Below are 19,971 nucleotides of genomic sequence, written 5' to 3' on the forward strand. Positions count from 1 at the left end.
AAAGGAACCAGCAATTTTGTCAGCCTCTTCCTCATTTTCAGCATTAATACCGATATGACGAAGTTCGAAACCAAGCATCTTGTTTACCGCTTCTCTGGTTAACTCGGTTATCTTGTCAAATGCGCCCTCTTTAACCAGTTCGTCCTTAACCATCCAGCTTCCACCACATGCTATTATCTTAGGGAAGTCCAGATAGGAAGTAAGATTCGAAGCATTTATGCCTCCTGTAGGCATAAATTTCATATTTACATAAGGAGCCGAGATAGCTTTTATAAAAGGAAGGCCGCCTGCCGCTTCGGCAGGAAAGAACTTAACCACATCAAGGCCAAATTCAATGGCAGCTTCTATATCGCTTGGTGTAGAGCAACCCGGTGTAATAGGAATATTTCTCTCTACACAATATTGCACAACCTTAGGATTAAATCCCGGACTTACTATAAATGTTGCACCGGCTTTGATTGCCCTGTCAACCTGCTCAGTAGTTAAAACGGTTCCGGCACCTATCAGCATATGAGGGAAGTTTTCTCTCATTAATCTTATTGCCTCTTCTGCAGCTTCAGTACGGAAGGTCACTTCGGCGCAGGGCAGGCCGCCGTCACACAAAGCCTTAGCCAGAGGAACGGCATCTTTTGCATCATCCAGCTTTATGACAGGTACAATACCCGTCAGTTGAATCTTTCTTAATACTTCGTTCATTTTGACATTCTCCTTCTAGTATATATTTATTTAAGTAAATATTTTCATGTATCGCTAGAACAGTTTTACTGCATTCAAGACTATATGCAGGATAAAATTCTTATTATATATAAAGCTTAAAAATTTGCTTTCTTCAATCTGTTTAAAAGCGCTTTGGCTTAATTCCGATCCGCCAAATACGGTAAGCAATAGCAGCAAAAGCCAAACAATAAAAAGCCCCTGCATTCCTCCGACTATAAAGCCGGCCCATTTATTTATCTGATTGATTATCGGCAGCTTACTTATTATATTAATAGCCGCACTGATTATCCATAAACCTGCAAATACCACTACATATGTAAGAATAAATGCAATGGCATTAATTACAATCCCGGTAACCCGGGATACTATATAAGACTTGATATTTGCTTCTTGCTTTTTCTTGTTCTCAATAAGATTTTCCCTGATGGATTTGGGAAGAGGAAGATCATTAATCATCTCATCCTGGTCATTATTTTCTTTTGTATCTAAAGAAAGTGTCTTTTCAACCTTTTGATAAGTCTTTTGATAAAAGGTTTCATTGTTTTTAAGCAAACCGTTTATTTTAGGGCTTATCCATGTTGTTATCAGTAAGGTTATTATAAATGAAAACAAAGAAAAAACTATTTTTATAAATCCGACCCTTTTACCTATCCAGGCATTAATGATTATTATTGCCAAAACCGCAATTAAAAGCCAGTTCATTTAAATCCCCTTTCTTAAAACAAACAGCATTACCGTAAAATTATTCTTTCAGTTGTATTTCCCATATTTCCGTCGGATTTACCATGAAATAACGGTCAATATGGTTAATCGGATATAATGCCGATATGTTTGTCGTAAATGTATACCTGAATTTTTCTTTGCCGCTTGCTCTGTATATCACACAGGAAAGATCATTGAACATTATAATTTCTTCTCCGGAAAGATATATGTTGTCATAATTAAAATCCAGTTTCATATCCATAAGCTGATTTCCTTTAAGATCATAAAGGAAAAGCCTTCTTTCATTATCTTTCTCGCTGTTAAGCACAATCCCTGCATATTTTTCATTGTGCAGTACACTTATTATCTTTCCTTCCATGTTTACTTCCTTAATTAATTCCGCGATTTCTTCCATGGCATAAATCAAAAGCCCGTCTTCTTTAAAAGCACAAACCGTATTGTTATCCAAAAATGTGATTCTTGGCACCAGTATGGAATTATATATATCCGCACCGACCGTTCTGTCGGTATAGTTTTTGCCAACCCCGCCAAAATTCATGAACAGGATATTGGTTACAAATTCACCGTTTTTTAGGCAAAAATATGTTGCCACCACTTTTTCTCCGTTATCTGAAAGAGAAAAATCCATTGGATAGCCGTCTTTTGCCATATTTGAAATTTTTTCTCCCAGCAGTTCTCCTTCTTTGCTGTAAATTTCGATATAGCTGCTTTCTCCTTCTATCATTAGGGCTGCAACCACCCCTTGTTTTGCTACCTGCACCTTTATTATTGGATGGTTTGTCTGTATATTTCCGCTTAGGCCATTTCTGTTAAATATATGTATCTGCTTGCCGCCTCTGTCAGCAACAGCAACATAATCATCGCATGTATCCGCTATGGGGTCCGCCATCTGATACGAACCGTTCCATAGCAAATTTCCTTTGCTGTCAATAGCAACCGCACCGTCTTTGCTGTATCTTACTACAGCCCCTTTGTATTCCAGATACCCACCCAGGTTTTCTTCGGTATTTGCTACTCTGTTCATAAGCTCATAGTCCTGATAGTTGCGGTTAAAAAGTCTAATCAGATAAACCACACATAACACAACTATAAGAACCAACAAACTTATTATTATTATAGCCCTGTTTCTTCGGTATCTTTTACTTCTTTTTGTGTAATCCCTCAATGTCGCCACCTGCTTTTTGTGACATAGTTAAATAACTTTCATAGAAATTATACATCATTTTATCATCAAAGACACTATGTTTTAGAAAAAATATGCCGCAGAATCACAACTTAAAAAAGAACATGTAACTCTGCGGCAACCGTCTCTGTTATTTATAGTTATATATAATGCCCCCCATTGTCAAGACAATTTTTCAGCTTTTCTAAGTTAGATTCTCCTTTCTTTAAATTTCTATATTTTACATTTATTTACTATGTCTGAGGATGTCAAGGGCGAGCGTAAGCGAGTTCATCTTGACCCTTGACATCCAATACACATACATCATTTTTCTTTCCGGTCTGTCATGACAGACCGGCTGCCTTCCGGCGAGGACGGGGTTTGGGGCAGAGCCCCAAGGTTTTATACGACTGCCTGAAACTGTTTGTAAACCCCGAAATAATACTCTGCTGGCGTTTTGTAGTCTAACGACTGATGAGGTCTCCGGTTGTTATAATATTCAACATAATCCCTGGTAATCTGCCGGAGTTGGTGCCCTGTTTCGCAATCCTCAAGATAAAGCTTTTCCCACTTGTAAGATCGAAAGAAGCGCTCTATCCTTTGGTTATCCAGTGCTCTTCCTTTCCCATCCATTGAAATTTTTATATTGTTACTTTTTAGTAAGTTTATGTAATCATCACTGGTAAACTGTGAACCTTGGTCACTGTTCATAATTTCAGGTTTCCCGTACCGTTTGATCGCCTTTTTTATTGCCTCTAATACAAATGTCCTTTCCAAAGTATTTGATAACTCAAATCCAACAATATACCGGGAATACCAGTCTATAATGGCTACCATGTACATAAAACCACGTTTCATCCGGCAGTATGTTATGTCTATAGACCATACCTGGTTTGGATGATCAATATTCAAGCCTCTCAGCAAATACGGATACAAATACTTGCCATGCAGACGTTTGCTAAGATTAGGTCCAGGACAGAAACCATGGATCCCCATTTCCCTCATGTAACGCCGGGTTCGCTTTCGATTGATATGAATGTGATAATCCCGGTTCAGGATATTCGTCATCCTGCGGTAGCCATACTCCGGATGAGCCGTGTAAATCTCATCAATAATACGCTTAATCAGGTATTCCTCATCATTTACTGGAACCGGCTTGTAGTAAAGGCTTGTACGGTTAATTCCCAACAGTTCGGCTTGCTTTGTGATGCTCAGTTTCTTTTCTTCTCTGTCAATCATCTTCATGCGGTCTTCACGGGACTTAGAGTCGGCCAGATTTTTTTTTAAGCCAGGCAACCTCATATGAAAGTTGTCCAATTTGCTTAAACAGTTCGTCCTTCTCCTTTTCATACGACTGTTTGACCTTCTCTACTTCATCAGTTTCCTTGCTGAAAACTCTGCCTGCATTGCTTATGAATTCTGCCTTCCAGCGACTTAGCTGGTTCGGATGTATTTCATATTCGGCAGCAATCTCATTCAGCGTTCTTTCTTCCCTTAAGACCTCAATCACTATTTTTGCTTTTTCTTCCGGTGTAAAATTTCTTCTCTTTTCCATAGTTCCATTCTAACTTATTTTGGCCGTTTTGTCTGTCTTAATTTCTGGTATCATTATAATAAAATGGTTACTGTCTCATTTAAAAATCTTAATCACCATATAAAACCGCCTGTATATGCAGTTATGTAATTATATCTATAAATACATTGTTAAAATTCGTTTGCCTAAATTAATGCGAGGTTTAAGATATAAAAGGTAAGATGCAGTCTACCGGGTAAATTTATATTTACGGTACTATCAGCTTCTGCCCTATATAAATCAAATTTTCATCTTCTATATTATTAAGTTCCTTGATTACGGAAATATAATTGGCAGAATTATAAAGTTTATAGCTTATTCCGGCAAGGGAATCCCCTGCTTTAACCGTATAATACTTTACCCCTCCGCTGATTACTACCTCACTATTTGCATCAGCGGTTTCTGTATTTTTGGCTTGCTCAGATTTCTGGGCCTTTTGGCTGTTTGCGGAAGAATCAGCTACATTATCATTTGATTTTTCATCTTCTTTTTTCTCGTTATTTTCTTCCAGCGGTTTTATTCCTCCGGGTACTACCTCAACATTCAGGCTGCCTTCCTTGTCTGTGGCGGCTTCATTAGTCTTTTTTGAATTTTGATCCGTATTTTCCTGCTGATTTTCTTTAGTACGAAATACGGATTCAACCTCTTTTAAATTTTGAGATAATGCGTTCAGTGTATTTTGCATATTTTTCATCTGATCGTAATTATTCAAAATAGCCGCACCCACAACCAGAATAATGACAGCCAGTAAAGTACCAGCCGCATAAACCAGCCGGTTTATACTTTTTACTTCATCCGCAGATCCTTTCTTGTTTTGAATAACGGCCCTGATTTCTCTTGAGACCCGGTCGTCATATTGGGCTTCCTCGCTGGGCTTTTGTTTATGGTCAATCATATAATTTTGCATTTCTTCGTTCTTCTCGTAGTATATGTAATATCCCTCCTGACGACATAAACTGCCGTTCTCGTATAAATAAAACGCTTCTTCTTTTTCAATATTGTCATATGTAAGCAGGGTCTTGTCCTGTCCCGCAAAGTTATCCAGGTGTGTCTTTAGAATTTTTTCCTTATCCTCCAGTAAATACCCCGGACCTCCGATAAACCATCCCACTATTTCATATTCCGGAAAATACTTTTTGATATCTTCATATATCTGGGTCCAGTGATCGTTAGTAAATACTATTTCATTCGCAGCATCAATATTTTTTACTTCCACTGCTCCTGATATAAAAAGACAGTTTCCGCTTTCAAGCTTGACATATTGACCTACCAATACGGCTATCCGGCACGAAGAATAATCATCTCCTGCCAGATACCTGGCAAAGGTCATCACATAATCCTCTACATAAATTTTTTTAGTTACATTGCTTTTTCCGACCTGCCTGATATTTTTTGGCATCTTAAAGCTTGTCTGTGCTCTGCATGCACGATTTGCTTCAGCATTATCATTACTATAAACCGATTCTACCATAGACCCTTCTCCCATCTGAAACAAAATACTTATTATGCACAGCTTTCTTACTATATTAGCATAATTTGGACAGGCAGTATGTCGTATTTGGTTTGGGAAGGGTAAGAAGTTATCTTCAAAGTTCTACTGTTAATTCACAAATACGCCTAATTTCTAATTTTAAACCCTAAAATAATTAAAATAATTGCGTTTTGAGTATGATTTTGGGATTTTAATTTAAGATTCATTTGGTTTTGAATGTCTATTTTTAAAGATTTTGGTAATACTTAACCTAAGCGTATTTTCATAAAACATTTAAGTAAAAGTAATAGCAAAATTTGATTTGTAAGGATTTAAACTAGCGTAAATTAATCATCGGAATTATGGAGGTACTATGGGTATTTTCTATAAAAATAAAAAAAGAACTATTTACTTTGATTCGTCCAAGCAAAACGCCGCTTATGAACTGGGATTGGCATTGTCAGCGCTGATAAAAAAACACGTCTTGTATAATAAAAATATTATATTTTTATGTATCGGGTCTGACCGTGCCACAGGTGACAGCCTGGGCCCTATAATAGGTTATAAGCTGTCCAAGTATCTTAACCATCCGAATTTTCATATCTACGGTACTCTTGAACACCCGGTTCATGCCAAAAATCTTAAAGAAACCATTGAAACAATATATCAAAAACATGATAATGCTTTTATCATTGCAATTGACGCTTCCCTTGGCAAATCAGAACACATCGGATATATTGCCTTGGGTGAAGGGCCGTTAAAACCCGGAGCGGGTGTCAACAAAGATTTGCCAGAGGTAGGAGATTTATTCATCACAGGCATAGTGAATTTTTCGGGAATGCTGGAACATATGCTTTTACAGACAACCCGGTTAAATGTGGTAATGTCCCTGGCAGACCAAATATGTCTTGCTATTAACTACTGCTTAAGCCACCTAAAAGCTCAGCTTCCTCATCCCATATTTTTTCTGTAAAATTGTACCGCTTCAGATATATTGGCTGCATTGCCGGCTTCGATTATATTAATTAAAGTATCAAGAGTATCAAATGTTATAAGGTCTTTACCTATATATGGCTCATATTCGCGGGCTAATTTCAGGGTTAAGGCCTTTATTTTTTCGTCTGCCGTACTTACCTCTGCCTTGATTTTTTCATATTCCGATTTTAGGGCCAAGAGTTTTCCGTCATACTGTTTTTTAATTTCGGCACTGATAATCGGGACAGTAGAATTCTCGAATGTCATCAGTGCTTCTTTTTTTTGCTCGGTAAGATCCTGTGCTTCTTTATCAAGCCTTGCCAATTCTTCATCAAAATTTTCCAGCCCATAGGTGCTTTCATCTTTATCCTTTTTTATATTCCTTTTTATATTGTTTATTTTCTTATTGTTCTTAATTATATCATGGCGAATCTTATTGCCCTGCCTGATTATATCCCCATGCTTATCCTTTGTGCGGTTTCCGATTAACAGGTATAAGCCGCCGAATACAAGCACGGTAGCAATATAAAGGGCAGCAAGATATATAATTTTTTCTTCTGGAAGAACATAATAGTATATGCCGCACGGAATTATAAACAAAGTCAGTGCCAGGCTAATAAGAATGATTATAAAATCCCTGAAACATCCTGGGAAATATAATGCATAGTAAAGCCCGGTGTTGCAAAAAGCCGGAACATTTTTTTGCTTGAACAAAGACTTTGCTTCCAATTTAAGCCTGCGATTTTCTTCACGTAAAGAAGCTGTCTCTTCATCAATTCTTTCCGATATTTTTCTGTCTTTTCTCTTATCCCTTTTATCCTTAACTTTTTTCATATCGGCTTTTATTTTGTCCAGTTGCTTATCATAAGCCGTTTCGATTTCAGACCTGCGTTTTTTAACCGTTGCCTGTACCTCGTCTTCTGCCGCTTTCTTAAGACTCTGAATATTCTTCTCTATTTTTTTAAGTTCTACAATCAGATCGTCGTTTTTGTCCTTATATCTGTAAAGCTCAGTAAGATCTGCCTTAATCTCATTTAGCTTTTGCACACCCTCAAGTAATATATTACCTTCATCCATTACTATTTCCCCCTTCTTTTGCAGCTTTTGCTTTTAATTCATCAGGAGTAGGATAATTTAAGTTTTCATCTATTTCCAGGTCTATAAAAATCAAAAGGCGTATGCAGGCTTTCTGTTCGGAAGTCAATTTAACCAATTTCATTTTTTCTATCTTTTTCGCCACCGAATCATAATCCTTTGATTCGGAATCTATCATTCCCTCTTTGATTAAAATATAATGCATCATAATTTCAGGCCTATGTTTTTTGTCTGTAAAAGCATAAAGTATATCCTGTACCTTTTGCTTTTGTTTTTCCCCGTAAGGAAATATTTTTTTTAAGTATTCTCTATCTCTTTTTTCCCTTTCCTCTTTGGATATAAAAAGACCCTCAAAAAATCCCATGATCGTTTACCGTCCCCGTATTTTTAATAACCGAATATCCCTTCCAAAGATTCGTCGTTTTCAACCCACTCGGCAACATCAATAAGCCGGAAGTCATCCTTGGTATCTCTTATATAGACTTCTTTAATTCCCGCATTTATAACAAGGCGCTTGCACATCGAACAACAGGTGGCATTCTTAACATATTCGCCGGTATCGGTTTCGATACCTGTAAGGTATAAAGAACTTCCTATCATCTGATCCCTGGAGGCACTTATTATGGCATTTGCTTCTGCGTGAACACTCCTGCATAGTTCGTAGCGTTCCCCTCTGGGAACATTAAGCTTTGTTCTTATGCATTCCCCTAAATCACAGCAGTTTTTTCTTCCTCTTGGTGCCCCCACATAACCCGTAGATATTACCTCATCGTTCTTAACAATAACGGCTCCGTATTTTCTTCTTAGGCAAGTGCCTCTCTGAGCCACAGTTTCAGCCAAATCGAGATAGTAATTTACCTTGTCCCTTCTTTTCATATGTAGGTTCCTCCGGTAATATTAAATATAATACTTTTTGTCTTTATTTTATACGAATATGGTTTTTTATGAAAGACTTTTCTTAAAATTTCCCGTGTTAATATTAATTTTATTAATGCGTATGGCCATAGCTTTTACAAAATTATTATTTTCAAATATCGAAATTATAAATACCTCCACTTTAATAATTATAAATAACAAGATTATGTATATTTTTTAGCCGACAAATATTTATACCTAAAAAAAACTGACCCGGACATATCCGAATCAGTTTTTGCAGCTTATTTATTTTTAATAATCATAGCCCTGAAAGAATTTAATATGGCGAGCATGGCTACTCCCACATCACCAAATATGGCAACCCACAAATTTGTAACTCCCAAAGCACTTAACAATAGAATTAATACTTTAACGCCTAAAGCAAACACTATGTTCTGATTGGAAATTCCCAAAACCTTTTTAGCTATATTGATAGCCAACGGAACTTTTGACGGTTCGTCGGTCATTATGACCACATCGGCCGCTTCAATCGCAGCATCGGATCCCAGTCCTCCCATGGCGATTCCCACGTCTGCTCTGGCAAGCACGGGAGCATCGTTTATTCCGTCACCGACATATGCAAGGCTGCCTTTACCGGATGTTTGAGAAAGCAGTTCTTCCAGTTTTTCCACCTTATCGGCCGGTAACAACTCCGCATATACTTTGCTTAAGCCCAGTTCCTTTCCAACGTTTTCTCCCACATTAACGCTGTCTCCGGTTAACATTATGATTTGCTTTATATTTGAATTCTTAAGCTCTTTAATTGCATGAGCAGAATCGCTCTTTATATCATCGGCAATCAAAATGTATCCTGCATAAATATTATCCACCGCCACATGAACTACAGTTCCGGCCAGTTCTCCATCAAAATATGGTATACCTAACTTTTTCATTAACTTAGCATTACCCGCTGCAATCTTTTTTCCGTTTACCCTTGCTATAACGCCATGGCCTGATATTTCTTCCACGTCGGTTATCGCTTTTTTATCAATTTCTTTTCCGTAGGCTTTCAAAATAGATTGAGATATGGGATGATTGGAGTAGCTTTCCGCATAAGCGGCCAATTTTATAAGTTCTTCTTCGGATACCTCTTTTGCATGTACTTCTTTAACTCCGAACACGCCTTTTGTAAGAGTTCCTGTTTTATCAAAAACCACAATCTCAGTATTGGCCAAGGCTTCAAAATAATTACTTCCTTTTACCAGAATACCTTTTTTGGATGCCCCGCCTATACCGCTAAAAAATGTTAACGGAATAGAAATAACCAGGGCACAGGGACATGAGACAACCAAAAAAGAAAGAGCCCTGTAAATCCAATCACCGAATGTTGCATCTTTAATAATAAGAGGCGGAACAAATGCCAATAAAACCGCCAGTATTACAACTGTTGGCGTATAATATCTTGCAAACCTTGTAATAAACTTTTCCGAGCGGGATTTCTTGTTGCTTGCATTTTCTACCAGGTCCAAAATTTTGCTTACGGTAGATTCACCATATTCTCTTGTAACCCTGGCAGTTATAAGTCCGTTTACATTAATACATCCGCTTAGTATCTCATCACCGGGCTCCACTTCACGGGGTATGGATTCACCGGTTAAGGCAGATGTGTCCATAAGGGATGTTCCTTCAACCACTATGGCATCCAGAGGAACCCTCTCTCCGGCTTTAATCACTATGATATCCCCAACCTTTACTTCATCGGGTTCCTTTTTTACCAGAGTATCATCAACTTTTACATTGGCATGGTCAGGCCGAATATTCATCAAATCCGCAATAGATTTTCTCGATTTATCAACTGCATAGTCCTGAAACATTTCACCGATCTGGTATAAAAGCATAACCGCAATACCTTCGGTATATTCACTTATAAACATAGCCCCTACCGTTGCCAGTGCCATAAGAAAGTTCTCATCAAACACACTGCCTCTTAGTATGTTTCTTACAGCGTTAAATAATATATCTCCGCCTATAAGAAAGTAGCTTACTAAATATAAGATTACACCGATTTGTCTAAAGTACCTTTCCGTTATAATTGCCGAAACCAATATCAGTGCACCAAAGAGTATTCGCAAAATACGCTTTTTCATAAATTTCATCCCCTATGCATTCTTCAGTCTTGCGCCCGGCTCTATTTTAGTAACAATTTTTTCAGCCTCCTTAATAATTTCCGGCATAAGTTCATCGTCCCCGTCAATAATTAACTTCTGCGTCATGAAATTTACAGTTGCTTCTTTTACACCGCTTAATTTATTAATTGCTGTTTCGATCTTTGAGGCACAATTTGCACAGCAAAGACCTTCAATAATATATTTCTTTTTCATATAACTCATCCTCCAAAATCCGAATATTATATTTTATAATAAAGCCTAAAGACAAGAATTTAAGGTTTTATTTTCTTGATTATTTATTATATAATGAACACTTGAGCAATTATTCATGTGTTACAATATAAGAATATATCCACACAAGTATAAATATTTTAATTGCTATTTTTGATAATCATTATCTCTCTTCGCTTATATGAGCCAAACCTTGATCAAAAATTAACCTTACATGTTCGTCATCTAATGAGTAATATACAACCTTGCCCTCTTTACGGTTCCTTACAAGTTTTGCCTGTTTTAAAATTCTTAGCTGATGGGAAATAGCCGATTGGGTCATGTTAAGCAAAGCAGCTATGTCGCAGACACACATCTCAGCTTCATCTAAAGCCCATAAAATTCTGATCCTTGTAGAATCACCAAACATTTTAAACAATTCCGCCAAATCATAAAGAGTTTCTTCTTTGGGCATTTTTTCGCGTACCCTGTTTACAACTTCTTCATGTATAACCTCACAGTAGCATCTGTCTTCCGTAGGATTTTTCTGGGTCATTGCCTTACCCCCGTTTCTTTACTGTTTATTGATCTATCCTGTTTATTAATCTATCGTTAGTCTTCCTCTTTGTATTAATCTTATGTACTGTCTTTTATACTATATATACTTTATTCTGTTTTTAATATATGAATAAGGCATAGAATATATGAATGTTTGCTCATATGTTTGTTTATATTATATGCATAAATTTTGTAAATGTCAATATATATATAATATTTGCTCATATATTTTAAAGAATTTATTATATAATTGTTTTTTAATGTAATAACAGCGTATAGTTCTTTATAAAATACTCAGATATTAATTGCTAAAAACTAGAGTATGCATTATATCTTAATTTGATATTAATATATTTATTTGATTTATAAATTAATTTGATATTAATGTATTAATTTGATCTTTATGTATTGAATAAAACACCGGAAGACATTGCATGAATACCTGCTTAATGCAATTATTTATATACTCTTAAGATTATAAATGCAATAAATATAAAATGAAAAAACATATAATAAAAAGAGGATGCCGCAAAAATCTTTTCTCTTATTTGCGGTATCCTCTTAATATCATATGCGGTATTAAACTCTTCGTTAATTATTTCTTATCAGATACTCGAAAGCGCTTAAAGCAGCGTTGGCGCCTGAACCCATAGATATAATTATTTGCTTGTGTATACTGTTTGTGCAGTCACCTGCTGCATAAACACCGGGTACATTGGTGGCATTGTGACTGTCTACCACAATTTCTCCCATTCTGTTGCGTTCCACAAAATCTCCAAGCCATTCGGTATTCGGTACAAGTCCTATCTGGACAAATACTCCTTCAAGCTCGATGTGTTTTTCTGTACCGGTATCCCGTTCAATATAAGTTATGCCGTTAACCTTTTTGTCGCCGGTTATTTCTTTGGTCTGGACATTTTTAAGAACCGTTACATTGGGCAACTCGTACAAGCGTTTTTGCAATACCTGGTCTGCCTTAAGTTCCGGCATAAACTCCAGTACCGTTACATGGCTTGCTATTCCGGCAAGATCAATAGCTGCTTCTATACCGGAATTTCCGCCGCCGATTACAGCCACCCGTTTGTCTTTAAATAATGGCCCGTCACAATGAGGGCAGTAAGCCACTCCCTTGTTCTTAAATTCGGCTTCACCCGGGACATTTACATTTCTCCAGCGGGCTCCGGTAGCTATAATTACGGTTTTACTCTTTAGAACAGCACCGTTTTCCAGCTCTACCTCTATCATGTCTTTTTTATCTATATGCTTAACCCTGTGAGGGTATATGATATCCACGTTATATTCTCTTATATGCTCTTCCAAGGCAGAAGCCAGTTTAGGTCCTTCGGTGTATTTTACGCTTATCAAGTTTTCGATGCCCATTGTATCATTTACCTGTCCGCCGAAACGTTCAGCAACAACTCCTGTTCTTATTCCTTTTCTTGCAGCATATACAGCCGCTGCGGCACCTGCGGGACCTGCGCCGATAACCAGAACATCAAAAGGATCTTTATTCTCAAATTGCGATTTATCCGCAACTTCTACATCAAGTTTAGATAAAATCTTTTCTATAGTCATGCGTCCGCTTCCGAAGAATTCTCCATTAAGATATATGGCCGGAACAGCCATAATCTCTTTGCTTTCTACTTCATCCCGAAATGCTGCGCCGTCAATCATGGTATGGGTTATGTTCGGGTTGAGTACGCTCATAATATTTAAAGCCTGAACCACCTCAGGGCAGTTCTGGCAGCTTAAACTTACATAAGTTTCAAAGTTAAGTTTGGCATCTATGTTTTTTATCTGGCGTACTATATTATCGTCCACCTTGGGAGGTCTTCCGCTGACCTGCAAAAGGGCCAGAACCAATGAAGTGAACTCATGACCAAGGGGAACACCCGCAAAGGTGATCCCCATGTCCTGATCAATACGATTTATACTAAAACTTGGTGTACGAGGAAGCTTAACCTCTTCGGATTTAATTTTAGGAGACAAAGCTTTAAGTTCCTCAACTAAAGATAAAACATCCTTTGATACAGAATCGGCTCCCGCACTTACTTTAATCAGTACTTCGCCTTCTAATAGCTTTAGATATTCTGCCAGTTGGTTTCTGATTTCTGTATCAAGTATCATAAGCTCTCTCCTTAGATTTTACCTACAAGATCCAAGCTGGGCTTTAATGTTGCCGAACCCTCTTTCCATTTTGCGGGACATACTTCATCCGGATGATTTCTTACATATTGAGCTGCTTTAATCTTATTAATTAAAACGTCAGCATCTCTACCGATATTGCCGGCGTTAATTTCTATAGACTGAATCACACCGTCCGGATCGATAATAAATGTTCCACGGTCTGCCTGACCTGCTTCTTCAATCAGCACGTCAAAGTTACGGCAAATTACATGAGAAGGATCGCCGATCATTATATATTCAATCTTTTTGATTGTTTCTGAAGTATCGTGCCATGCCTTATGAGTGAAATGGGTATCCGTAGATACAGAATAAACTTCAACACCCATGCTCTTTAAGGTCGGATAAATATTTTGAAGATCTTCAAGCTCTGTAGGGCATACGAATGTGAAGTCTGCAGGATAGAAGCAAACAACACTCCAATGTCCCTTGAAGCTTTCTTCTGTTACTTCAATAAATTTACCGTTATGGTATGCTTGTGCCTTGAAAGGCTTTACTTGTGTTCCTACTAATGACATGTTCTATACCTCCTACAATTATTTTATTTATGTAATATATTAATAATAGTAATTATTACTGTTATTATATTAGTATGAGTTTTGCCATTTGTCAAGAGGTATTTTAATAAAATTTGGGATAATTTATGTAAATTGTTAACATGCATAACTTGCAAAGCTCTAGATTAGATAAAAGCTTTGTTTTAGACAGTCACAAGTAAATTATTTGTCCGGACAGCATGTAAGGCATAAGTACACCTGTAATATATTTAAACTACTAGTATCTGTCTTTTGTTTTTGAATGGATTATCAGGCTTTAAGAGACTAAAAAACCTACGGTTTCTTTGATCCGTAGGTTTTTTACGTTATCATTTATTGCTTTTTTATTTTATTTTTCTAATTCTTTTTTTCTAACTTTATAATCAGGCATCAGTGATTCCACTAATTCATAAAACTTCTTTGAATGATTCGGATGTATAAAGTGGGCAAATTCATGCAGTACAACATATTCTATACATATTCTTGGAGTTTCAATCAGTCGGCTGTTTAATGTTATAATACCCTTTTGCCACTGACATGAGCCCCATCTTGATTTCATTTTTCTTATTTTAATTACAGGATACTTAACTCCGTATTTTTCAAACATCCTGTGTGTTTCCGTACATATCTGTGTAAAAATATTTTCCTGTTGCTCCTTTAGCCATTTGTTAACCAAGCCTTCCTTGCGCTTCTCATCGTCTTTGTTCTTTACCCTAATATATATTTCTTGGCCGTCCAAAAATACAGTTTCCGGACTCCCTTCTATAACTTTTATAATTCGGTATTCACCCAAAAACCTTATTTTCTCTCCGTCTTTATATTTTGCCGGCAGCGTCGGTAGGACTTGTTTTTGCCTTTCTTCAAATCTCTTTAAAACACCGGAAATGTATTCTTGCTTTTCTCTTATAAGGTTTTCTATATATGTTAACGGTACTCTTTTATTGGCCGATACCAGTATTCTGCCGTCCGGTTTTATGCGGATATTGATATTCTTTACCGGTTTCCTTGTAAGTGTATATGTCACTAAGTTTTGTCCGCATTCAACCTGTCTTGTTTCCGATTTATATTTCATCAGTTTTTAAATCTCCTCATTCTTCTAAAAGTTAAATAAATTATACATTTCCCATTTTTCTAAAAACATAATAAAGCTAATCAAGCTATGAAAATCTCATATTTAAATAAAACGATTTTTTATAATATCCGATAATGCGGTATAATATCCTCGTATGTACCGTCCTTCATTAAAAATCCGCCCGGTATTATGCCCAATTTAACAAAACCCAGTTTTTCGTAAAGGCGCAAAGCCCTTTCATTAGATCTTACCACTGCATTAAACTGCAATATCCTAAACCCCTGCTCTTTCGCCTTTTCCATGGAATGAATCACAAGCTTTTTGCCGATTCCTTTACCGCGAAATTCTTTTTTAACTGCATAGCTGGTATTGCAGATATGTCCGCAGCGTCCCACATTGTTTGGATGAAGTATATATAATCCGACAATTCTACCGCTATCCATATCATAAGCAATTCCTGTAAATGTCTGCTCACTAAAAAATTCATCTCCGCTGCTTTCCGTAAGCACCTCCGTCTGCGGAAAAGCCACGCCTTCTTCGACAACTTCATTCCATATGGCTATAGCTTCCAAAATATCTTTTTTCTCGTATCCTCTTATATCAACATTCATATATACCACCCGACCCCGTCCTAAAATAGTTCATCCAGCAATTTGTAATATTCAACCTTTGAATAATCTATATTTTCAATTCCATATTCCTTAAAAAGAAGAGGTACCCACTTAGCGTCAAAATTATGTTCAAAGCTTCTGGCGGCCAGGGCAAGATCCTGATACCTGTCTGCAACTCCTCCTCTGCCCCAATCAATAAATCCGCTAAGCTTTCCGTTATTTATGAAAATATTGGGTAAGCAATAATCACCGTGAGTGAAAACCAGGTCTTCATCGGCAGGCTTTAACTTATATAACTCCTCAAGCACTTCCACATCTTTCATTCCCTGTCTGATATGGTCAAAATTATCTTCATCAACAAGCCCGTTTTTCACTCTGTATTCGGCCTCCTTTAGCTTAATCTCCAATCTGCAGTCAAAAGGGCATTCTTTTATATCTATGCTGTGTATCATCCTTAAGCCTTCGGCTAATAATCTCACAAGCCTTGGCATATCACTGTTAAAAGAAGGATCGCAGGCAAAAGCCCCCTCAACTTCTGTCATTAAGAGATATTCATATTCCTGATCATTTATAAATAATAAAACTTTCGGGACCGGAAGCTTTCATTCCAGCCATTTCATTATTTCTGTTTCCCTTTTAAGGCTATTATTAAGCACTTTTGGCATTATTTTAAGATATCGGTTTTGCTTTTTTGCATCTGTCAGCCTATATGTATATGCCCCCGACATTCCTACCGTATTCTGTTCCCATGCACATTTATTGATTTCTTTTCTTAATTCAACAGGCAGGTTTTCTAAAAACCATTTTTTCGTATCCATTAATACCATTCTCCTGTAATCTGTAATTAATGATTTTAGTAACACTAAAAACCATGATTGATTTGGTCCGGTTTGCTATTAATTCTCCATTTTCATAAAAATTCTTGATTGTGGCTTTAATAAAGATATACTGCTGTCTTTTATTATGTCACCGGTCCTAAAGACAGAAAGCATAAAACCAATCATGGATGAATTAATTACTAATGCCGTTTTGCCATAAGAAATAAGAGGCATTGATACTTCGGGTATTATTCCAAATCCAAGATTATTGATAATATAAAGGCTTGCCTGCAAAATCAGTGTTAAAATTATTGATAATGATAATAATGTTCCCAAAACACTTCTTTGCCTGGTTACATAATATATTCCCAATACCGAAAACGCCAAGATAACTGCAATTATTACTATGAAAGCAATCCAGCCAAAATTATAAGTTATTGCGGTCAGAATATAATCTGTTTTTGCAAAAGGTATTTCCGGTATATTACTTTCAAACCGGTAAGGTACGGAACCCTTGCCCACAAATTTAGAATTCACCAGCAGATCTCTAATCAGACAAGACAGGTAGCCGTAACCGTCGCTTTCATTATATGGATTGAATGCAAAAGTAATTCCGGTTAAAAAACCAGGATTTATTATTATATAAACAAGAGCAAGAATAACGGCACTGATTGGAATTATAAGCGCTAAAAGCAAACCCTGTTTTTTATCAAAACCAAACCACCCTTTTAAAGCACAGATATAAAAGTTAGCAAATGCAGTTATAGAAAAAATTATAAAACCGAAAAATGATGGTATAAGTAATAAAACAACTGCAAACAAGACAAATCCTATTTCACATAATACAATACCTTTATAATTCATATGACGTAAAGAATAAAAAAGGAGAGCATATGCAAGCGGAAATATCAAAGTAAGGTATGACAAACTTACAGTAAATCTTCCTGTCGAATAATACATTCTGCCCCCTACAGATTTGCCTAGTAATATCTGAAAGGCTGAAAAAGCCAAAACAAGCAAATAAATATACCCGGCATATCTGCCTAAAACAGTAAAGTCAAGAAAATAACATATTAAAAATACAGTCAAAGCAATAATATAAGGTGCAAAACAAAATAAAGTATATTCCGATTTATCAATAAAATAATTTGCCAACGCACCTATTAACATTAAAAGAGCAGTTAATGAAATCATTATCCACTGAGGTTTAGGCCTGTGAATTCTGTCAAGTTCCATACCGACAGATACCGCATCACCCATTTGTAATATAGCTTTTTTGGTAGCCGTTATTTCATCGTCCCCCTGAAGAATATAGGCATCTCTCTGGTCGCATATATGATTTTCAATTTCTTCAGCAATAACTTTATGGGCTTTTTTCCACCGTATTTGCTCACAAACAGTCTTACTATATGCTTTTATTTCATCATACGGATTCATAACTAACCCCTCCGTTCAAAATTCTATTAACTGCCGAAGAAAAAGTTATCCATTCCTGGTGTTTTTCCTTAAGAAGTTTTTTGCCTTCTGAAGTAAGATGATAATATTTTCTTACCTTCCCGTTGCCTTCTTCCTTTTCATAGGACTCTACGTACCCTTGCTTGTTAAGATTGTGTAAGATAGGATAAAGCGTTCCTGCTTTCAAATTAAAAGTATCATTCGATCTTTGGGCCAAAGTTTCTATTATTTGATACCCGTACATATCTTTTTCTTCAAGCATTTTTAAAATTAGTATTGTTGTACTTCCCGACATCAGGCTTTTATCAACAGTCATATATAGACCTCCTATATATCGATTATCTATATATAATATATATAGATGTTATATATATGTCAATAAAAAAATACGCAAATATAGTAAGCCACCTAAAATATATTAACTTTAGTGCCTAAATATATAGCTCAATAAGACTGTTATTAACATCAAAAAGTTCAAAAATTAATTATGAGATTATAAGTTCTTCATATATATAAAACATTTAATTAGAGCCTTTTATATCTTCCTTTAAACTTTTCTGTAATAAACTCCCTGAAAGAACTTAAATCTTCAATATCCTTTTTTCTTATCAAAGTAGCCTGATATACCGGAGCTGCATAGGAAGTTAAACTTTTTATGTCTACTTTATTGATGTAAGTCCATCTTTTCCTAGTCTGACTAAATAAGCTTATATAAATATTCCTATTATATCATCTTTACAGTAATTGTTCATTAATGACAGACTAAGATTATTATTCGAAAATGGCCCCATCAGGTACCTCAGCGTATGACGGAATTGATGACGATTCATTTGCATTAAATATTAAAGCGCCATCTTCAATTTTAAACACATATTTATATAATCCGTCATCAGTTTTCAGAATTATATTACTATCATCTATTTCATAAGTTCCTATAGCTATATAGCTGCTTAAAGGCGAATAGGAAAAGGAAAATTTATTATCGTCAGATAGTATAACTGTCGGTTTTATAGGCTCTTCCGATTCGGTCATAACATAAGCCCGATGTTCAATCTCTGATGATTTCTTGGACGAACAGGCAGTAAGTACAAAAACCATAAATAAAAGAATGATAATATATAGATATTTACCTCGCATTTTAACTCTCCCCTTCAAAACATTATATATAATATTTTCTTTTTTACCGTTATTTGTATTTATAATATCACTTTTTTACTTTTTTCAAAATGAAAATATAGTATGTAAAAAAATATTTATAATTACAAAAAAATATGGTTTAGAAGGTTTCTAACCTAATAAACCATGTTCAAGATATATTTGTATTATTTTACTTGTAATAAAATCTGTTTAAGTAAAGTAATATTATTTATTTATTGAGTTACTTACTATGTTCTTCATTAACATTATAAATTTCATAGGTATAGTTAATATTTACATATAAACAAATATGTAACCCAAATAAACTTCTTTCCTTTTTCAAATAAACTCCTTTCACAAATCCCCCTCAAACCCTTGAAAATACTGGCTTGTTATTCTCTTCCAATTTCCCATTTAATTCCTCTTTCCTTATTCCTTACTTCCTAAAGTCCTTTCATTTCTCAATTTTTAGGGCAAAAAATGAAAATAAAGTGCTTTTAGGATTGAGGGTTAAGGGGGAAGGGTTAAGGGGGGATTTTGTCCATTTTTCATTTCATTTTCTTTTCCATTCAATCTTCCAATCCATTGATTTATCTTAATTTCGGCCTTGCTCCTTATTCCTTATCCCTTAAAACTAATACATAAAATATA

At 35.9% G+C, this 19,971-nt stretch carries 20 protein-coding genes and 1 pseudogene (1 of these 21 only partly in view); 1 reads left to right on the plus strand and 20 read right to left on the minus strand.

Annotated elements, in window-relative coordinates:
• From HHT355_RS11045 to HHT355_RS11065, 5 genes are all read right to left on the minus strand, one after another.
• A protein-coding gene (locus HHT355_RS11045; RefSeq protein WP_103203503.1) for a bifunctional 4-hydroxy-2-oxoglutarate aldolase/2-dehydro-3-deoxy-phosphogluconate aldolase crosses the window boundary here: on the minus strand, window positions 1-696 show its 5' portion. The gene continues 267 nt to the left of window position 1, outside the view; only the first 696 of its 963 coding nucleotides appear in the window; its start codon is at window positions 694-696; its stop codon lies beyond the left edge, outside the window.
• 54 nt (window positions 697-750) lie between these two features.
• The gene (locus tag HHT355_RS11050; RefSeq protein WP_103203504.1) at window positions 751-1,419 is read right to left on the minus strand and encodes a CvpA family protein; all 669 of its coding nucleotides are present in this window, start codon (window positions 1,417-1,419) and stop codon (window positions 751-753) included.
• Window positions 1,420-1,459: 40 nt separating this feature from the next.
• The gene (locus tag HHT355_RS11055; RefSeq protein ID WP_103203505.1) at window positions 1,460-2,605 is read right to left on the minus strand and encodes a DUF5711 family protein; all 1,146 of its coding nucleotides are present in this window, start codon (window positions 2,603-2,605) and stop codon (window positions 1,460-1,462) included.
• A 399-nt stretch (window positions 2,606-3,004) separates the two neighbouring features.
• A protein-coding gene (locus HHT355_RS11060; protein ID WP_456298587.1) for an IS3 family transposase occupies window positions 3,005-4,157 on the minus strand; the annotation gives its coding sequence in 2 pieces (ribosomal slippage) (window positions 3,005-3,887 and window positions 3,886-4,157; 1,155 coding nt in all).
• Between the two features lie 226 nt (window positions 4,158-4,383).
• Entirely contained in the window at window positions 4,384-5,646 is a 1,263-nt protein-coding gene (locus tag HHT355_RS11065) for a LysM peptidoglycan-binding domain-containing protein (protein ID WP_158245959.1), read from the minus strand.
• A 373-nt stretch (window positions 5,647-6,019) separates the two neighbouring features.
• Here HHT355_RS11065 and yyaC point away from each other — a divergent pair, with 373 nt between their 5' ends.
• The gene (yyaC, locus tag HHT355_RS11070) at window positions 6,020-6,619 is read left to right on the plus strand and encodes a spore protease YyaC (RefSeq protein WP_103203507.1); all 600 of its coding nucleotides are present in this window, start codon (window positions 6,020-6,022) and stop codon (window positions 6,617-6,619) included.
• On the opposite strand, the gene HHT355_RS11075 is transcribed toward yyaC, so the two are convergent.
• The 15 genes and pseudogenes from HHT355_RS11075 to HHT355_RS11145 all read right to left on the minus strand — a co-directional run bounded on the left by HHT355_RS11075 (window position 6,598) and on the right by HHT355_RS11145 (window position 19,320).
• A complete protein-coding gene (locus HHT355_RS11075; RefSeq protein WP_103203508.1) occupies window positions 6,598-7,698 on the minus strand; it encodes a hypothetical protein in 1,101 nt (366 codons plus the stop codon). The two genes, yyaC and HHT355_RS11075, sit on opposite strands and share 22 nt — an antisense overlap.
• Entirely contained in the window at window positions 7,691-8,080 is a 390-nt protein-coding gene (locus HHT355_RS11080; RefSeq protein ID WP_103203509.1) for a hypothetical protein, read from the minus strand. Before HHT355_RS11080 ends, HHT355_RS11075 begins: the two co-directional genes overlap by 8 nt.
• A 23-nt stretch (window positions 8,081-8,103) precedes the next feature.
• Window positions 8,104-8,592 (minus strand): deoxycytidylate deaminase, encoded by a 489-nt coding sequence (locus tag HHT355_RS11085; RefSeq protein ID WP_103203510.1) that lies wholly within the window; start codon window positions 8,590-8,592, stop codon window positions 8,104-8,106.
• 281 nt (window positions 8,593-8,873) lie between these two features.
• Window positions 8,874-10,727: a heavy metal translocating P-type ATPase gene (locus HHT355_RS11090; RefSeq protein ID WP_334293595.1), complete on the minus strand. Its 1,854-nt coding sequence runs from the start codon at window positions 10,725-10,727 to the stop codon at window positions 8,874-8,876.
• Between the two features lie 3 nt (window positions 10,728-10,730).
• Window positions 10,731-10,952 (minus strand): cation transporter, encoded by a 222-nt coding sequence (locus HHT355_RS11095; protein WP_103203512.1) that lies wholly within the window; start codon window positions 10,950-10,952, stop codon window positions 10,731-10,733.
• A 181-nt stretch (window positions 10,953-11,133) separates the two neighbouring features.
• On the minus strand, window positions 11,134-11,505 hold the full coding sequence (locus tag HHT355_RS11100; protein WP_103203513.1) for an ArsR/SmtB family transcription factor: 372 nt from the start codon (window positions 11,503-11,505) through the stop codon (window positions 11,134-11,136).
• A gap of 593 nt (window positions 11,506-12,098) precedes the next feature.
• Window positions 12,099-13,634 carry an alkyl hydroperoxide reductase subunit F gene (ahpF, locus tag HHT355_RS11105; protein WP_103203514.1) on the minus strand — a complete coding sequence of 512 codons (1,536 nt, stop codon included), beginning with the start codon at window positions 13,632-13,634 and terminating at the stop codon, window positions 12,099-12,101.
• 11 nt (window positions 13,635-13,645) lie between these two features.
• Window positions 13,646-14,209, minus strand: a complete 564-nt coding sequence (gene ahpC / locus HHT355_RS11110) for an alkyl hydroperoxide reductase subunit C (RefSeq protein WP_103203515.1) — start codon at window positions 14,207-14,209, stop codon at window positions 13,646-13,648.
• A 367-nt stretch (window positions 14,210-14,576) separates the two neighbouring features.
• On the minus strand, window positions 14,577-15,299 hold the full coding sequence (locus HHT355_RS11115) for a M48 family metallopeptidase (RefSeq protein ID WP_103203516.1): 723 nt from the start codon (window positions 15,297-15,299) through the stop codon (window positions 14,577-14,579).
• A gap of 119 nt (window positions 15,300-15,418) precedes the next feature.
• Complete coding sequence (locus HHT355_RS11120; protein WP_103203517.1) at window positions 15,419-15,910, minus strand: GNAT family N-acetyltransferase; 492 nt, start codon at window positions 15,908-15,910, stop codon at window positions 15,419-15,421.
• Window positions 15,911-15,930: 20 nt separating this feature from the next.
• Window positions 15,931-16,500, minus strand: a pseudogene (locus HHT355_RS11125) (APH(3') family aminoglycoside O-phosphotransferase); the annotation flags it as partial.
• Window positions 16,501-16,512: 12 nt separating this feature from the next.
• Window positions 16,513-16,728 (minus strand): protein kinase family protein, encoded by a 216-nt coding sequence (locus HHT355_RS11130; protein ID WP_103203519.1) that lies wholly within the window; start codon window positions 16,726-16,728, stop codon window positions 16,513-16,515.
• A 78-nt stretch (window positions 16,729-16,806) separates the two neighbouring features.
• The gene (locus HHT355_RS11135; RefSeq protein WP_103203520.1) at window positions 16,807-18,165 is read right to left on the minus strand and encodes an FtsW/RodA/SpoVE family cell cycle protein; all 1,359 of its coding nucleotides are present in this window, start codon (window positions 18,163-18,165) and stop codon (window positions 16,807-16,809) included.
• Window positions 18,152-18,499, minus strand: a complete 348-nt coding sequence (locus tag HHT355_RS11140) for a PadR family transcriptional regulator (RefSeq protein ID WP_103203521.1) — start codon at window positions 18,497-18,499, stop codon at window positions 18,152-18,154. The genes HHT355_RS11135 and HHT355_RS11140 overlap by 14 nt, the downstream gene beginning before the upstream one ends.
• 455 nt (window positions 18,500-18,954) lie before the next feature.
• Window positions 18,955-19,320, minus strand: a complete 366-nt coding sequence (locus HHT355_RS11145; RefSeq protein ID WP_103203522.1) for a hypothetical protein — start codon at window positions 19,318-19,320, stop codon at window positions 18,955-18,957.
• Window positions 19,321-19,971 lie beyond the last annotated feature (651 nt).

This window comes from Herbinix hemicellulosilytica (assembly GCF_002904165.1).
Lineage (GTDB): Bacteria > Bacillota > Clostridia > Lachnospirales > Lachnospiraceae > Mobilitalea > Mobilitalea hemicellulosilytica.

Excerpts from the sequence above, each read along its gene's own strand:
- HHT355_RS11050 (WP_103203504.1), bottom strand. The coding sequence starts at position 1,419 with ATGAACTGGCTTTTAATTGCGGTTTTGGCAATAATAATCATTAATGCC.
- HHT355_RS11065 (WP_158245959.1), bottom strand. The coding sequence starts at position 5,646 with ATGGTAGAATCGGTTTATAGTAATGATAATGCTGAAGCAAATCGTGCA.
- yyaC (WP_103203507.1), top strand. The coding sequence starts at position 6,020 with ATGGGTATTTTCTATAAAAATAAAAAAAGAACTATTTACTTTGATTCG.
- HHT355_RS11075 (WP_103203508.1), bottom strand. The coding sequence starts at position 7,698 with ATGGATGAAGGTAATATATTACTTGAGGGTGTGCAAAAGCTAAATGAG.
- HHT355_RS11080 (WP_103203509.1), bottom strand. The coding sequence starts at position 8,080 with ATGGGATTTTTTGAGGGTCTTTTTATATCCAAAGAGGAAAGGGAAAAA.
- HHT355_RS11085 (WP_103203510.1), bottom strand. The coding sequence starts at position 8,592 with ATGAAAAGAAGGGACAAGGTAAATTACTATCTCGATTTGGCTGAAACT.
- HHT355_RS11090 (WP_334293595.1), bottom strand. The coding sequence starts at position 10,727 with ATGAAATTTATGAAAAAGCGTATTTTGCGAATACTCTTTGGTGCACTG.
- HHT355_RS11095 (WP_103203512.1), bottom strand. The coding sequence starts at position 10,952 with ATGAAAAAGAAATATATTATTGAAGGTCTTTGCTGTGCAAATTGTGCC.
- HHT355_RS11100 (WP_103203513.1), bottom strand. The coding sequence starts at position 11,505 with ATGACCCAGAAAAATCCTACGGAAGACAGATGCTACTGTGAGGTTATA.
- ahpF (WP_103203514.1), bottom strand. The coding sequence starts at position 13,634 with ATGATACTTGATACAGAAATCAGAAACCAACTGGCAGAATATCTAAAG.
- ahpC (WP_103203515.1), bottom strand. The coding sequence starts at position 14,209 with ATGTCATTAGTAGGAACACAAGTAAAGCCTTTCAAGGCACAAGCATAC.
- HHT355_RS11115 (WP_103203516.1), bottom strand. The coding sequence starts at position 15,299 with ATGAAATATAAATCGGAAACAAGACAGGTTGAATGCGGACAAAACTTA.
- HHT355_RS11120 (WP_103203517.1), bottom strand. The coding sequence starts at position 15,910 with ATGAATGTTGATATAAGAGGATACGAGAAAAAAGATATTTTGGAAGCT.
- HHT355_RS11130 (WP_103203519.1), bottom strand. The coding sequence starts at position 16,728 with ATGGATACGAAAAAATGGTTTTTAGAAAACCTGCCTGTTGAATTAAGA.
- HHT355_RS11135 (WP_103203520.1), bottom strand. The coding sequence starts at position 18,165 with ATGAATCCGTATGATGAAATAAAAGCATATAGTAAGACTGTTTGTGAG.
- HHT355_RS11140 (WP_103203521.1), bottom strand. The coding sequence starts at position 18,499 with ATGACTGTTGATAAAAGCCTGATGTCGGGAAGTACAACAATACTAATT.
- HHT355_RS11145 (WP_103203522.1), bottom strand. The coding sequence starts at position 19,320 with ATGCGAGGTAAATATCTATATATTATCATTCTTTTATTTATGGTTTTT.